The organism is Streptomyces sp. ALB3 (assembly GCF_044385685.1).
GTDB lineage: Bacteria > Actinomycetota > Actinomycetes > Streptomycetales > Streptomycetaceae > Streptomyces.
Map to the genome: position 1 here is coordinate 173,536 of NZ_JBISCE010000026.1, position 13,787 is coordinate 187,322.

Annotated in this window: 12 protein-coding genes; 6 read left to right on the top strand and 6 right to left on the bottom strand. The window is 68.8% G+C overall.

The features are described 5' to 3' along the window. The first annotated feature begins 416 nt into the window (after positions 1 to 416). The 4 genes from ACHFIV_RS12675 (at position 417) to ACHFIV_RS12690 (ending at position 5,716) form a co-directional block, all read left to right on the top strand. Positions 417 to 1,949 (top strand): alanine/glycine:cation symporter family protein, encoded by a 1,533-nt coding sequence (locus ACHFIV_RS12675; protein ID WP_398967029.1) that lies wholly within the window; start codon positions 417 to 419, stop codon positions 1,947 to 1,949. Positions 1,950 to 2,494: 545 nt separating this feature from the next. After that, positions 2,495 to 2,938 (top strand): hypothetical protein, encoded by a 444-nt coding sequence (locus ACHFIV_RS12680; RefSeq protein WP_398967032.1) that lies wholly within the window; start codon positions 2,495 to 2,497, stop codon positions 2,936 to 2,938. 231 nt (positions 2,939 to 3,169) lie between these two features. Beyond that, entirely contained in the window at positions 3,170 to 3,394 is a 225-nt protein-coding gene (locus tag ACHFIV_RS12685) for a hypothetical protein (protein ID WP_398967034.1), read from the top strand. Positions 3,395 to 3,556: 162 nt separating this feature from the next. Beyond that, a complete protein-coding gene (locus tag ACHFIV_RS12690) occupies positions 3,557 to 5,716 on the top strand; it encodes a cellulose binding domain-containing protein (RefSeq protein ID WP_398967037.1) in 2,160 nt (719 codons plus the stop codon). A 306-nt stretch (positions 5,717 to 6,022) separates the two neighbouring features. Here the strand turns inward: ACHFIV_RS12690 and ACHFIV_RS12695 are convergent, their stop codons facing one another. Then, positions 6,023 to 6,703, bottom strand: coding sequence for a TetR/AcrR family transcriptional regulator (locus tag ACHFIV_RS12695; protein WP_398967040.1), 681 nt, complete (start codon positions 6,701 to 6,703; stop codon positions 6,023 to 6,025). 101 nt (positions 6,704 to 6,804) lie between these two features. Here ACHFIV_RS12695 and ACHFIV_RS12700 point away from each other — a divergent pair, with 101 nt between their 5' ends. Then, positions 6,805 to 7,770: an NAD(P)-dependent alcohol dehydrogenase gene (locus ACHFIV_RS12700; RefSeq protein ID WP_398967043.1), complete on the top strand. Its 966-nt coding sequence runs from the start codon at positions 6,805 to 6,807 to the stop codon at positions 7,768 to 7,770. A 553-nt stretch (positions 7,771 to 8,323) separates the two neighbouring features. On the opposite strand, the gene ACHFIV_RS12705 is transcribed toward ACHFIV_RS12700, so the two are convergent. The 4 genes from ACHFIV_RS12705 to ACHFIV_RS12720 all read right to left on the bottom strand — a co-directional run bounded on the left by ACHFIV_RS12705 (position 8,324) and on the right by ACHFIV_RS12720 (position 11,292). After that, the gene (locus ACHFIV_RS12705; RefSeq protein ID WP_398967045.1) at positions 8,324 to 8,797 is read right to left on the bottom strand and encodes a hypothetical protein; all 474 of its coding nucleotides are present in this window, start codon (positions 8,795 to 8,797) and stop codon (positions 8,324 to 8,326) included. Between the two features lie 76 nt (positions 8,798 to 8,873). Continuing rightward, positions 8,874 to 9,752 (bottom strand): DUF3626 domain-containing protein, encoded by an 879-nt coding sequence (locus ACHFIV_RS12710; RefSeq protein WP_398967046.1) that lies wholly within the window; start codon positions 9,750 to 9,752, stop codon positions 8,874 to 8,876. Positions 9,753 to 9,939: 187 nt separating this feature from the next. Further along, a complete protein-coding gene (locus tag ACHFIV_RS12715; RefSeq protein WP_398967048.1) occupies positions 9,940 to 10,329 on the bottom strand; it encodes a WS/DGAT domain-containing protein in 390 nt (129 codons plus the stop codon). Positions 10,330 to 10,632: 303 nt separating this feature from the next. Beyond that, entirely contained in the window at positions 10,633 to 11,292 is a 660-nt protein-coding gene (locus ACHFIV_RS12720) for a ScbR family autoregulator-binding transcription factor (RefSeq protein WP_398967051.1), read from the bottom strand. A gap of 538 nt (positions 11,293 to 11,830) precedes the next feature. Here ACHFIV_RS12720 and ACHFIV_RS12725 point away from each other — a divergent pair. Beyond that, the gene (locus ACHFIV_RS12725; protein ID WP_398967053.1) at positions 11,831 to 12,511 is read left to right on the top strand and encodes an HAD family hydrolase; all 681 of its coding nucleotides are present in this window, start codon (positions 11,831 to 11,833) and stop codon (positions 12,509 to 12,511) included. 337 nt (positions 12,512 to 12,848) lie between these two features. Here ACHFIV_RS12725 and ACHFIV_RS12730 read toward each other — a convergent pair whose 3' ends face one another. Further along, positions 12,849 to 13,784, bottom strand: a complete 936-nt coding sequence (locus ACHFIV_RS12730; RefSeq protein ID WP_398967055.1) for a helix-turn-helix domain-containing protein — start codon at positions 13,782 to 13,784, stop codon at positions 12,849 to 12,851. Positions 13,785 to 13,787 lie beyond the last annotated feature (3 nt).

Below are 13,787 nucleotides of genomic sequence, written 5' to 3' on the forward strand. Positions count from 1 at the left end.
GAGGACGGCCGGTGATGCTGCTGTTACCGCCGACACATCGCACCGATCGACAGGAGTGTCCTGCCGCGAGCTCCTGACCAGGGAAAATAAGTGCACGGTGAACGGATAGGCCTGTCCGGATAACGGTCACATCACGCTTCCTGCGCTTTTCGCAGATCACCGTGAGTGAGGTGATATGCGTCACACTGCGGACGTGCGGTGTCGTGGTAGGAATGCGCAACTCCGCAGGTGGCACCACCCCTCGCCTGTCCTGCGGAGAGCCGGGCACATCCCGGCTGCACGACCGAGGTGATCACACTCCGAGTCCACGGACGTCGGTCCCTCGGCTCGCCGACCGGACAACGGCGTTCGCTCACAGACCGCACCCCCACTGGCGCTGCCTCCCGCACGCCGGTCCTGCGCACTGAGGTCCCACCGTGTCACTCGATTCCTTCACCCAGTCCGTCGACAAAGCCGTCAGCGGCTTCTTCGAACCGATAGCCACCTGGCTCGTCGAGATGGTCTTCTACGCCGTGCCCGTGGGCGGCACCCAGCTGCCACTGATCGTGGCCTGGCTCGTCGTCGCCGGCCTGGTCTTCACCGGCTGGTTCGGTTTCGTCCAGCTGCGCAAGTTCCGGCTCGCCGTGGACGTCGTGCGCGGGAAGTACGACGAGAAGGGATCGGATGGCGAGGTCAACCACTTCCAGGCGCTGACCGCCGCCGTTTCCGGCACCGTCGGACTCGGCAACATCGCCGGTGTGGCCGTCGCGGTCTCCATCGGCGGCCCGGGCGCCACGTTCTGGATGATCCTGTGCGGCCTGCTCGGCATGGCCACCAAGTTCGTCGAGGTCACGCTCGGCGTGAAGTACCGCGAGGTGCACGCCGACGGCACCGTCTCCGGCGGCCCCATGCACTACCTCCCCAAGGGCCTGGCCGAGCGGTTCGGCAAGAACGGCAAGACCCTCGGCAAGATCCTCGCCGTCCTCGCCTCCTTCATGATCCTGTTCTTCGGCCTCTTCGGCGGCAACCTCTTCCAGGTCAACCAGTCCTACGCGCAGCTCGTCTCCGTCACCGGCGGCGAGGACGGCGCTATCGGCTCCTCCGCCGGCGCCCTGTTCTTCGGCATCCTGATCGCCGCCCTCGTCGGCATCGTGCTTCTCGGCGGCATCCGCTCCATCGCTTCCGTCACCAGCAAGCTGGTCCCCGCGATGGCCGGCATCTACATCGCCGCCTGCCTCGTCGTCATCGCCGTCAACGCCTCCGCCGTGCCCTCCGCGGTCTCCACGATCATCGAAGGCGCCTTCAACCCCGAGGGCGTCGCCGGCGGTGTCCTGGGCGCGCTGATCATCGGCTTCAAGCGGGCCGCGTTCTCCAACGAGGCCGGCCTGGGATCCGCCCCGATCGCCCACTCCGCGGTGAAGACCAAGCACCCCGCCAGCGAGGGCCTGGTCGCCCTCCTGGAGCCGTTCATCGACACGGTCGTCATCTGCACCATGACCGCCCTGACCATCGTCATCGCCAACCCCGCCAGCTACGTCGAGCTCCGTAACGGCGGCGAGTCCATCGGCGGCGTCACCATCACCTCCGACGCCTTCGGCACGGTCATGCCCTGGTTCCCGTACATCCTCACCGTCGCGGTGATGCTGTTCGCGATCTCCACGGTGCTGACCTGGGGCTACTACTGCATGAAGGCCTGGACCCACCTCTTCGGCCGCAGCAGGACGAGCGAGCTGACCTTCAAGGTCCTCTACACCCTCTTCGCGATCGCAGGCTCCCTGCTCACCCTGCAGACGCTGATCGACATGGCCGACGCCGTGCTCTTCATGCTCGCCGTCATCAACATCATCGGCCTCTACCTCCTCGCCCCCGTCGTCAAGCGCGAGCTGAACACCTTCCTCGACTTCGTCAAGAAGCGCGACGCCGGCCTCGACACCGAGCCCGACCAGGAGCCGGTGAAGACCACCGTCTGACCCCTCCCCCGGCGACCCGCCTCCCCGAAGGGCCCTGTTACTCACCTCGCGCCTCGGTGAGAAGCAGGGCCCTTCTCTCCCCGTCTCGACACGTGGAAGACGCCCTGTCGAGGCCCCGCAACCGAGGCCCCGCAGCGCTCGACAGGGGTGAAGGAACGCGGCCTTCCGTGTCCGCTCCAGGACGGTGACCCGGTAACCGACGATCAGCGCGATCCGGGTGGCGTCAGGCGGGTCTGCTCAGGCTTCCGGGACCGGAGGGCGTACGCGTTCAGGGACAGGCTTGCCGTGAGGCGTCGCGCGTGGGGGACGTGCAGGGTTTCGTCCGTGCCGTGGGCGTTCGCGCCGCCTGCTGTGGTCAGGTCGCACGGTGGGACACGTGTGTGACTCGCCGAAGTGATACCGGTGGCTGCGGTTGTCGGAGGGGGACAACCGATGCCTTTCTTCGTGGCGCACGGTCATAGACCCTGACTGGTGCACCGTAGCCGCGAGGGTGGTCGAAGCGTGCGCCGGCCGCACCCGCTGGGACTCGGACACGAAACATCGAGATGCGTACCCTGATCAGTACCGCCTTCATGTCGCTCGACGGCGTACTTCGTCTGGTGAAACCACCACACTCGCTGCCGGCAACCACGAACCGAACCGCGGTCAGCCGAGCAACTTCGCCTGAAGCGGCGCCAGAGCGGGATCACCCGCACTCGCACCGCGAGCTCGGTTACGACCTGACGCGCGACTGCAGCCACCAACTCCTCGACCTCGGTCGTGTCCGATGCGCCGTGAACCGTGATCTGGAGACCGGGCATTTCCCAAGCGCACTCGATCTCCATGCCTTCGACAGCGATCCGGTAGTGGCCGTCGCCAGCCACCGGCACCGCCCCCCAGCCCGTGGGCTGCAGCACATCCAGGCACCTGTCCGAGCGCACCGGCCCGAGGAAGACGTCGTCATCGGTGGCAAGCAAGTACTCAAGCACACCGGCAGTATGCCGACCTGACACGGCGAGCGTTCATGACGCGGCACTTGCGTGAGCCGATTCCCGGCGCGCCGACCCGGCACGGCGCGATCGGGGCATCATTGCCGCATGAGTGCCTCCGACACCGCCGCCTCCGCCGACACCGCCCACGAAGACATGTGGATCCTCGTCGCCATACACCGGAACACGGCCGGTGCCCCGCGCCCGACGGCGGCTCTCCGCGCTTGACTGCGCGAGCGCGGCATCGACTGGATGCCGTTCGCCGCCGAGGAGATCCGCCTGGACCTGCTCCAGTGCCCCGGCCCCGGCGACGAGACAGGAAGCCGCCAGTGCGTTGCCGAGGTCCGCGTCCGCCACGAGGCCCTGCGTCGCCTGGGCCTGCACCCGGACCAGCAGACCGCCCACGTCACCGGCCCGCCTTCGCCCGCCTGGTGGCACGCGGAGGCCGAACGGCTCGCCACCTGGCGGCACGGCTGACGCGAGGTCAAGGTCGCCCTCGTCGGCACCATTGACGAGGCCAGGCCTCCCCCGCATCATCACGGGAGCGCTCCCACGAGCGTCGCACCGAAGGCACCCCACCGACCACTTGCACCGGGCGTCCTGCCGACCGACGCGGCGCACGCCCGAGGAGGACACCTCATGCCGCTCCCACACCTCCCTGCCACCGGCCGGTTAGGCCGTCCGGCCCGCAGAGCCGGAAGAACCGCGGGCAGACGTCCCGCCGCCGCGCTCGTCTGCGCCCTGACCACGGTCGCCGCCCTCGCCGCCGCTCCCCCGGCGCCCGCCGCGACCGCCAGGACCGCCGCGGACCCGGTCGCCACGACGACGGCCGCCGGCGACGCGTCGACCGTCGAGGTCTCCGTCAACGCGGGGGTGGGGCTCGGCACCATCGACAAGGCGGCGTTCGGCGTCAACCACGCGCTCTGGGACTCACACATGAACGATTCCGAGGTGACCGGCCTGTTGGGCGAGGCGGGCGTCGGCGTGATGCGCTACCCGGGCGGCTCCTACGGCGACATCTACCACTGGAAGGACCACACCGCCCCCGGCGGCTACGTGGCGCCCGGAACCACCTTCGACGAGTTCATGGGCAGCGTCCGCGCCTCCGGCTCCCAGCCGATGATCATCGCCAACTACGGCACCGGTACCCCGCAGGAGGCCGCCGACTGGGTCCGCTACGCCAACGTCACCCGCGGCTACGGGGCGAAGTACTGGGAGATCGGCAACGAGATCTACGGCAACGGCCACTACGGCAGCGGCTGGGAGGCCGACGACCACCCGGACAAGAGCCCGCGTGAGTACGCCCGCAACGTCCTCGCCTACGCCGAGGCGATGAAGGCGGTCGACCCGACCATCAAGATCGGTGCCGTGCTGACCACGCCGGGCGACTGGCCGGACGGCATCGTCGGCACGGGTGACTCGGCCGACTGGAACCACACCGTGCTGTCCGCGGTCGCCGGGACGATCGACTTCGCCATCGTGCACTCCTACCCGGGTGGTGCCACCGCCGACGAAGCGCTGGACCGGACCGCCCGACTGCCCGGACAGCTCCGCGAGGTCCGCCGGCAGATCGACCGGTACGCCGGGGAACGCTCGTCGAAGATCGGAATCGCGCTGACCGAGGTCAACTCCAACGTCCAGATGAACAGCCGCCCCAACGGCCTGTTCGCTGCGGACACCTACATGACGGCGCTGGAGAACGGCGTCTTCAACGTCGACTGGTGGAACGTCCACAACGGGCCCACCAAGGTCGAGACGGTGGACGGCGACACCGACTTCAACGACTTCGGCCTGCTCTCCAGCGGCGGATGCGTCGGCGACGTCTGCCAGCCGGCCGTGAACACACCGTTCCACCCGTACTTCGGCATCAAGTCGCTGACCAAGCTGGGTCGTCCCGGTGACACGATGGTCGCCTCCTCCACCGACAGCGACCAGGTATCCGCGCACGCCGTGCACCGGGCCGACGGCACGCTGAGCGTGATGCTGATCAACAAGGACCCGCTGAACGCCCGCAGCGCGGACATCAGCTACACCGGGTACACGCCCACTACCCAGGCACCGGTCGTGCACCGTTACGGCCGCGGCGACACCGATGTCACCCGGGTGGCCGTCACCGCCGGGAGCGACCAGGTACTGCCTCCGTACTCGATCACCACGATCACCGTCGCCCCGCACGCCTCCGCGGCCTCGGTCGGCGCGCCCGGCGCACCGAAGACCACCGCTGTGGGCAGCTCGACCGCCACGGTGAGCTGGACAGCCCCCGCGAACGGCAAGGCGGTGCGCTACGAGGTGTACGAACGCCTGGGGACCAACGCCCAGTTGCTCACCACCTCGACCTCCACCTCGGCGACGCTGCCCAACCTGCCACCGGGCTCCGAGCACACGGTCAACGTCCTCGCCCGGGACGCGGACGGCCGCCTCTCACGCCCCTCCGAGCCGCTGACTTTCGCCACCACGGCTCCGCGTGACAGCAGCTGCCTGGTCAACTACCGGGTGGACAGCGGCTGGGGCAGCGGATTCGTCGCCACCGTCACGGTCTCCAACGTCGGAGACGCCCCGATCAACGGCTGGACCCTGGACTTCACCTGGCCGTCCACCGGCCAGTCCGTGCAGAGTGCCTGGAACGCGAACGTCACCAGTTCCGGCACGCGCGTCCACGTGACCGACCACGGCGCCAACGCCGAACTGTCCCCGCGCGGCGGCTCCACCGCCACCTTCGGTTTCGTCGGAGCCAACGACGGTGCCAACCCCGCCCCGATGACGTTCACCCTCAACGGCACCGTCTGCCGCACCTCCTGATCTACCGCCCGCAGGCGCGGGCGGCGCCCGGAGGATCGTCGCCCGCCCTCGGAGGAGGCGGGCGTCGAGGCAGTACGTCGTTCTCGCGCGGGAGCTGAGATCCCTGCCCCGCCTTCCTCACCGGAGCTTCTGGCGTGAGGCGCCGTCGGGTTCTGCTGAACCTCGACCACTCCTCACACGCTCCTGCGGAGCGTCCTTGGACGGACATCGAGTGTCCCGCCTTCTCGACCAGTCGGAGGGTGCGGGAAGGCGACTGCCCATTGGTCGCGATGCACGTCATCACCGGGGGCGCGTGCCGTGTGTACGTCAGGCTCTGGAGGGCCGCCGCCTCTGGGGGTTGTCAGCCGCAATCGGAAGGCTGTTCAGTGTCAGCAGCGCCGGCGGCGGCAGCGGCTCGTTGGCCTTGCCGGCGCGGAACGACTGGAGCAAGTAGGCCAGCAGACGCCGGGACGCTGCCCCGTCATCCGGGAGGGCGGTCACCAGAGCGCAGTGTGCCAACAGGACGACGGCGAGGTCGGAAGGGTGAAAGTCGGCCCGCAGCGCGCCCGACGCCTGGGCTCTGCGTACGAGGGTCGTGAAGTCGCGCTCGGCTCGTCGCCGGGACTGAGCGTGTTCTGAGCTGCTCTCCGGGAAGGCCGTGAGGAACGCGGCCGGGAATCCGCGTTCCTCCCGTTGCAGAGCGCAGACCGTCTCGATCAGTTGCTGGAAGCCCTGCCACGGGTCGGGGGCGGCCAGAGCCTCAGTGAGCGCCCGCGTGCAGGTTTCCATCTGCTTCGCGAACGCGCCTCTCACCAAGGTGTCCCGGGTCGGAAAATGCCGGTACAGCGTTGCCACGCCGACACCGGCCCGACGGGCCACGGTCGCCATCGGAGCGTCGATCCCGTGCTCCGCGAAGACCGCGCGGGCGGCGACGAGGACGCGCTCCCGGTTTCGCCGGGCGTCTGCCCGCACCCCGCTCCGGGCTGTGATCCGAGAGGAATCGGCCATCACTGTCTCTCGCTTCCGGTCCAAGTGGACGATCGCGTCCGCTTAAGAGTCTACGGTCGACGCCGGACCCCTGTACGACCCCCGGCAGCAGAGGCGGAGCGATGAACGACCGCATGATGAAAGCAGTGCTCTACAACCGCTACGGCGGCCCCGATGTGCTCTACACGGGCCGCGTGCGACGCCCCGAGCCGTCCCCCGGCGAGATCCTTGTGAAGGTGCACGCGTTCAGCGTCAACGGCGGCGAACTGGCAGCCCGTGCCGGCCGTCTCCGCCTCCTGACCGGCCGGAGATTCCCCAAACGTGTCGGCTTGGACTTCACCGGCAAGGTCGCCGCACTGGGCGGCGGGGTCACACGGTTCGCGGCCGGCGACCGCGTGTGGGGAGTCCTGGGGCGCACCTCCGGATTCGGCAGCGCCGCCGAGTACGTGACCGTGCCCGCCGATCGGACGGGCCGGCTCCCCGACGGTCTTGACCTGGTGGACGCCGCCGCGCTGCCGGTAGCCACCACAGCCGTCACCGCCCTGTGGGGCAAAGCCGGGCTGCGCCCCGGCGAACGACTCCTCGTGCGGGGCGCGGCGGGCGGTGTCGGCAACGCCGCCGTCCAGCTCGGACGGGCGTACGGCGCCGAAGTCACAGCCCTCGCCCGCGCCGCCAACCTCGCGTTCGTGCGCGGGCTCGGCGCGCACGAGGCTTACGACCACCGGACCGTGCGGCCGGCTGAACTGGGCCGCTTCGACGTGGTCCTGGACACCGTGGGCACCGACCTGCAAGCCTGCAGGCGCCTGCTGAATCCTGGCGGGCGCATGGTCACCATCGCCTTCGACCTGACACGGCCCGCCGCGTCGCTCGGCTACCTCGTGGCCAGCACGGTCCACGGTCAAGGACGGGTGCGTTTCTTCAGCGGCAACCCCACGCGGGCGGACTTCGACGACCTCGCCCGCCGTGTGGCCGACGGCCAGTTGCGCCCCGCAGTCGACACGGTCTTCGCCCTGGAGGACACCGCGGCGGCCCACCGAGCGCTGGAGGCGGGCGGGGTCCAGGGCAAGTACGTGGTCAAGGTCGCGTAGGACTCCTGTGAAGACGCCGATCACAGCGACTCGTTGATGGCAGCGGTGAGAGTGGTCGGCTCGCGGGAGACCGCCGGCTTGTCGTCTTCGACACCGCAGGCCCGCGGGATCCACGCGCACCTGCAAGACGGAGAGCTGGACGTCGCCCGGCGACTGAGGCCGCGTGCACGTACCTAGGTGTGAGAAAGAAGGCTTCAGCCCACCTGACGGAGTATCCGACCCTGGTGCACGACGTGGGGCGAGGGGGCGTGTGCGTGGCAGGGCGTGTCCTTCTCCCATGGAGGCGCCGGGGCTGGATCACTGTTCGCGTACAGCCAGGCACCGGGGACGAAGCAACCTCCCTAGACCCGGCTCACTCCACCTTCAGAATTCTGCTCCCGCTGCTCACCCCCGTGAAGGTGATGCGAGCCCTGCTGCCGTAGTGGCTCGTTCGCGGCGACGGTGCCTACCTGCTGGCCCTGCGCTCCGTGCACCGTCACGGCGGGCACTCACTGCTGCTCGATCAGACCGGCAAACGCCTTGCTGGAGGTGAACGAAGCCGGCCTCGCGACGGTCAGGTGAGGGTCTCCCGCGCCCAGCGGGCGATGCCACCGAGCCTGGCTGCTGCGACGTGGACATCGCCCGTCCTGACAGGCTGCTCGACTTCGTGGTCGTAACCTTCCAAGCCACACTCCTCCTCAACCATCCGTCCGATGCGGTACGCCTCCGCCATGATCGGCAGTGCTTCGCTTCCCGGGTAGCGATAGGGGATCTCGATGTTGGCGGTGTCCCCGTCGTAGTCCAGTTGCAGATGACCAGCAGGCCCGTCACGCCACAGGGTCAGGCTGTAGGGGAAATCCTCGGTGGTGACAGGGCCGACCTTCCGCGATATCCGCTGTATCAGCCTGGCCCAATTGGCGCGCTGCTCACCAGTCAGCTTCATGGGCTCGATGTCGGCATCCGGGTCGTAGGCGGAGTTGATCGCCTTGAGGGTCTCGTCGAAGGACCGGCCTGGAACGACCCGCAGAAACATGATGTCGTAGGTCACCGTCCGCAGCCTACGTGTCGTCCAGGCTCGCTACGTCCGGGGTCATGGCGGGGTGCGCACTCGCGTCGCACGAGGACTACACAGCCGCTACCGGAGCATCCGTCCTTCCCGTGGCCTTCCACGAGGCCCCGAATCGCGCCAGGTAGTGCCACACCTTCTTGACCGCCTGGGGGTCGTGGAGGCCGGTGCGGGCGGCGTCTCCGACGATCCGAGGGTCGAGCATGCCGTCGACCGCGATCCGTGTGCCCAAGTCGACGTATGTCTGGCCGCGATAGCCGGGGTGACGCCCGAGTTCCTCAGTCCCGAGCCGGAAGCCGGGGTGCCACTCCACCGGGCAGCCAAGACGCAGAGCGGCGTCCTCGATCGTCGTGCCCTGGTAACAGGGGTCCAGTACCAACGCCTCCACATCGCGTTGCAGCTGGACCGACGCGTGTACCTGCGCCTCGATGTAGTCGTCGAGCTCGTCCTGACGATCTGCGCAAGCAATCTCGATGAGCCCCATGCCGGCCGCGACACCGAAATCAGATGGTTCGAGGGAACTGTCCGGGTAACAGAACGTGCTGCGCGTCAGCGTCTGGGCCGACAGCCGAAAGTGGGCCGATCCGAACCGCGGCGCCCCGCCGGCCGGCTTGCGACGGAAGTTCAACGCGCCGTAGACAGGCCGCTCATCAGCGGTCGCCTCGTCGTAGGTTCCATCGAATATTCGGCTCTCCCAACGCCATCGGTCGCCGCCTGGGTGCGCGGTCAGACCACCGTTACTGGTCCCCGTGACGAACTGCGAGTGATAGACGCCTCCCTCGGCCATGGCGTCCAGGATGGGCTTGCCGTGCAGCAGACGGTCCGGGTGGAAGTTGAGGGTCACCCGCAATGCCGGGTCCATCGCAGGGCCCGACGACAGTTTCGCGACGTGCCGAAGTGCCCGTTCCTGTGCTGTCCGGGAGGCTGCTGAGCTCATCAGCACAATGATCCCCCACCTGATCGACCGGTGCACGCGGCCACCGAGGGCCCTCCCCAGCATGACGGAGCGTTTGATCGAGGACCGATCGAGTCTCCAAGGGTGCCCAGCACGTATGCACGCCGGCCTGGCGCAATACGGCAACAGGCCGTCTGCCGGGTACGCCGAGGCGTCTTCGCTGTTCCAGTCAGCTCTCTTGCTGCGTCACACCTGTCGTGGAACTTTCCGCATCGCCCGGTCCCGGATCCGTGAAGGTGCCGGGCCCGGAGGCGGTGGCAGGGTAATGCTGCGCAAGAGCGCCTTCGAGGGCGTCGAGCTCGGCGAGCCAGCGGGCGGGGAGTTCGTCGATGTCGGGCAGACCGGGGTCGGCGACGACGGCCAGACACGCGGTTCCGGCGTATTCGCCCAGGCACACCGACAGGTGGTGTCCTGCAGGCAGGAACATCAGCGGCAACAGGGCCCGGATCCGGTGGCCGTTGAGGTCGAGGGGCCGCGGAGGACCGGGGACATGGCTGACCACCATGGTGGTGCGCCGTGGGTCGAGGACACGTGCCAGGGCTCTGCCCTGCCAGCGCATGGGCAAGGTGTCGAAAGGGACGTCTGTGCCCCGGCCGCTCGCGCATGCCGGCGATCGAGACCCGGCTCACCGACGGAGGATCCTTGCCGCGTCGGACCCGGCTCAGGGCACCACACCGGCGCCCGGCCGTCGCCGCACCGCTACCCCCTCCCCCGTAACGGGAGAACACGGAGAGCACCGTCTGGACGAAGGGCTCTGCCTCCGGGCACCTGCTGCGGCTGCTTGCCCGCCCCCATCGGCGCCGGCCGCCCCGCGCCGGTCCCGGAGGGCGTCGGCGTGGAGGCCGACGAGCACGGGGCCTCGTCAGGCGCGGCGCGGAGCCAGGTCCTCCGGCGGCGTGGGAATCCGCCCCCGGGCACGGGCGAGCAGAACGGCCGGCTCGGGCTCCGCCTGGAGGGACTTGAGCATGAGCAGCCACCACTGGTCCAGCTGCTCCGCCCAGTTGCGGCCGCCCGGCATCTCCTCGCTCAGCGTACAGAGGCCGAAGAAGGAGTACACGAGCGTCAGGGCCGCGGTCGACGGTGCCACACCGTCCGCCAGCTCACCGCGCGTGCGGGCCTGGGCGAGAAGCCGGGTGACGGCCAGGGCCCAGCCGCCGAACGGCGTGGGCACGGGGGACTTCATGGTGCGGCGTTCCGCCCACAGGCGCGCACCCGCGCGCGCCACGACGTCCTCGCTGAGAAACCGCGCGACACCGAAGCTGAGCACGACCAACTTCTCCAGGGGCGGGATGTCGGGTGCGGAGTAGGGGGCCGCGAGTTGTGGCCAGGTGGCGAACTGCTCATGGATCACCGCAAGCGCCAGCTTCTCCTTGCTGGAGTAATGGAAGTAGATCGCTCCGCTCGTCTTTCCGGAGTGATCACTTATGTCATTGACACTCGTACCCGCATATCCACGTTCGATGAATAGGTGCGCTGCTGATTCGAGCAGCTCTTTACGGGTGGCGCGGGCCCTGTCCTGCACTTCAGTTCCACTTTCGTTCATAGGTTCCAAAGGTTGCGACGAAGGCCGGCGCCTCCGTCCGGAGGGTCCGACCACAGCGCGCGGAAGATCCTATTATTCTTCGGCCGTGCGTGCCCGGGGATGACTTCCGCGTATTCGCCGCCTGTTGTGCAGAATCGTTTCGCGAGGAGCCAGAACCAGGACCCGATCGGTACGGCTTCAACCCTGCGGACCGTTGCCCATCAGGGAAGTCGTCCGCTTTCCGTGGAACATTCCGCACCGTGCGCAGAGAAGGTGGCCATCCTCCTCGGAGATGTTCCCGTCACTCGAAATGGTGATTGCGCACTTCGGAAGGCCCAAATTAACGTAATGCCTACGATGTTTCGGATTCGGCCAGAACGGACGGTCTCGTCTCCGTGACACGCACGGAAATGTCACGTGGCACATGAGGGGTGCGGCCACGCACACTTCCGCCTCACTTCTCCGCATGGATGACCCACCCAGGCACCCGTCTGCGCCCGTACCGCCGGTCGGCGCAGCCTCCGAGAACGGCAGTCACATGACAGTTCTTCCCATCCTTTCCTGGTCCCCGTCCGCCATCGTCTTCGACTGCGACGGGACCCTGATGGACACCGAGCGACACTGGCAGGAGGCCCGGAACATCACGTTCCGGGTGTTCGGCGTCAAACCACCGGTCGGCTTCGCCGACCGGGCCAAGGGCGTGCACTACACCGAGTGCGGGGCGCTCATGGCCGAGGAGGCCGGTAAGCCGGACCTCGTGGACGACTTCACGGACACGCTTCTCAGCACCTTCACCGCACTGGTCGACCAGGACCCGGTGACCATGCCCGGAGCCGCCGCCCTGGTCCGGCTGGCCGTCGGCCGCGTTCCTCTCGCCGTGGCGAGCAACTGCCCCCGGACGATGGTGGAGTCCTGCCTCGGACGAGCGGGGCTGCTTGGCTGCTTCGACCACGTCGTGGTCGCCGGCGAAGCGCTACGGCCGAAGCCGGAGCCCGATGTCTACAGAGAGGCCGCACGCCTCTGCGGCGTGCGGCCCGAACAGACCCTGGCCGTGGAGGATTCGCTCACCGGCATGCAGTCCGCACGACGGGCAGGTCTCCGCGTCATCGGGATCGGACCGTGCCCGCCGGGTCTGGATGCGGAGCAGGCCGATCTGTGGGTCAGGAGTCTCGCCGAGGACGAACTCCTGTCATGGGCCAGGCGCCGGATCCGCTCCTAGGGCGGCTCAGCCTCGGACGCCGGGCCTGGGCCCGAGAAGGCGGACAAGCCGGTGCCGACATCGACTCCTGGCTTGCCCACGCCCTGGCCGTGCGCCTCGGGCACGACCGCGACCCGGCCGCCCGCGCATCCGCAGCAGGCCTGCTGACGTTGTCGGTCCGTGCGCACGTGGCCCGCTCGCCGAACTCGCCAGCCCGCCTCCGGCGCCGATGCAGACGAGACGGTGTTTCGCGGCACGGCTCGCCACCCCCCGGGCCGAAGCCGTCGACACGCTCGCCGTGCTCCTCACGCGCGTCGCCGTGCAGCGTCCGGCCGTCCGCCTTGGAACTACTCCTCCATCACGGACGGAAGGTGCGGCGGTAGGTGTCGGGTGGGACACCTACGCTGCGGTGGAAGTGGCGGCGCAGGGTGGTGGCGGTGCCCATACCGGTGGCTGCGGCGATCGTGTCCACGGTGGCCTCGGTGGTCTCCAGCAGTGCCTGTGCATGGCGAATGCGCTGGGCATGAAGCCATTTCAGTGGCGTGGTGCCAGTGAGGTCCTTGAAGTGGCGGCCGAGGTGGCGTGAGCTCATGCGGGCCCGACGGGCCAGGTCCTCGACGGTCAGCGGCTCGGCCAGCCGCTCCAGCGCCCAGGGGAAGAGATCGCCCAGGGGATGGTTGCCCGGGGCGGGGAGCGGAGTGGCGATGAACTGGGCCTGCCCGCCGTCGCGGTGGGGTGGCACGACCAGACGCCGGGCGATCTTGTTGGCGTCGGCCGAACCGTGGTCGAGGCGGACCAGGTGCAGGCAGAGGTCCATGGCGGCGGCCTTGCCCGCGGAGGTCAGGACGTCACCGTTGTCGACGTAGAGGACGTCCGGATCGACGCTGGCCGCTGGGTGGCGCCGGGACAGTTCCCGTGTGTGAGCCCAGTGTGTCGTGGCGCGCCTGCCGTCGAGCAGCCCTGCCGCACCCAGGACGAAGGCGCCCGTGCACAGTGAGGCCACGCGGGCGCCGGCCGCGTGGGCCGCACGCACGGCATCGACCAGATCGGCAGGCGGGTCGCGGTCGGTGTCGGCCCAACCAGGGACGATCACTGTGTCAGCGTGCGCGAGGTGGTCGAGTCCGTGGTCGGGTTCCAGGCGGAAGCGGCCGACACGCACCGGCCCGCTCCCGCAGAGGGAGAAGTCGTACCAGGGGTCCACGATGTGGGTCAGGTCGGACCCGAAGACCTCGACGGCCACGGACAGTTCGTAGTGGAGCATGCCGTCGGTGATGGCCAGTGCAACAGTGGGCATGTC

Bases quoted from the DNA above. Each gene is read 5' to 3' on its own strand.
- ACHFIV_RS12680 (WP_398967032.1), top strand. From the start codon at position 2,495: ATGCGTACCCTGATCAGTACCGCCTTCATGTCGCTCGACGGCGTACTT.
- ACHFIV_RS12685 (WP_398967034.1), top strand. From the start codon at position 3,170: ATGCCGTTCGCCGCCGAGGAGATCCGCCTGGACCTGCTCCAGTGCCCC.
- ACHFIV_RS12690 (WP_398967037.1), top strand. From the start codon at position 3,557: ATGCCGCTCCCACACCTCCCTGCCACCGGCCGGTTAGGCCGTCCGGCC.
- ACHFIV_RS12695 (WP_398967040.1), bottom strand. From the start codon at position 6,703: ATGGCCGATTCCTCTCGGATCACAGCCCGGAGCGGGGTGCGGGCAGAC.
- ACHFIV_RS12700 (WP_398967043.1), top strand. From the start codon at position 6,805: ATGAACGACCGCATGATGAAAGCAGTGCTCTACAACCGCTACGGCGGC.
- ACHFIV_RS12710 (WP_398967046.1), bottom strand. From the start codon at position 9,752: ATGAGCTCAGCAGCCTCCCGGACAGCACAGGAACGGGCACTTCGGCAC.
- ACHFIV_RS12715 (WP_398967048.1), bottom strand. From the start codon at position 10,329: ATGCGCTGGCAGGGCAGAGCCCTGGCACGTGTCCTCGACCCACGGCGC.
- ACHFIV_RS12725 (WP_398967053.1), top strand. From the start codon at position 11,831: ATGACAGTTCTTCCCATCCTTTCCTGGTCCCCGTCCGCCATCGTCTTC.
- ACHFIV_RS12730 (WP_398967055.1), bottom strand. From the start codon at position 13,784: ATGCCCACTGTTGCACTGGCCATCACCGACGGCATGCTCCACTACGAA.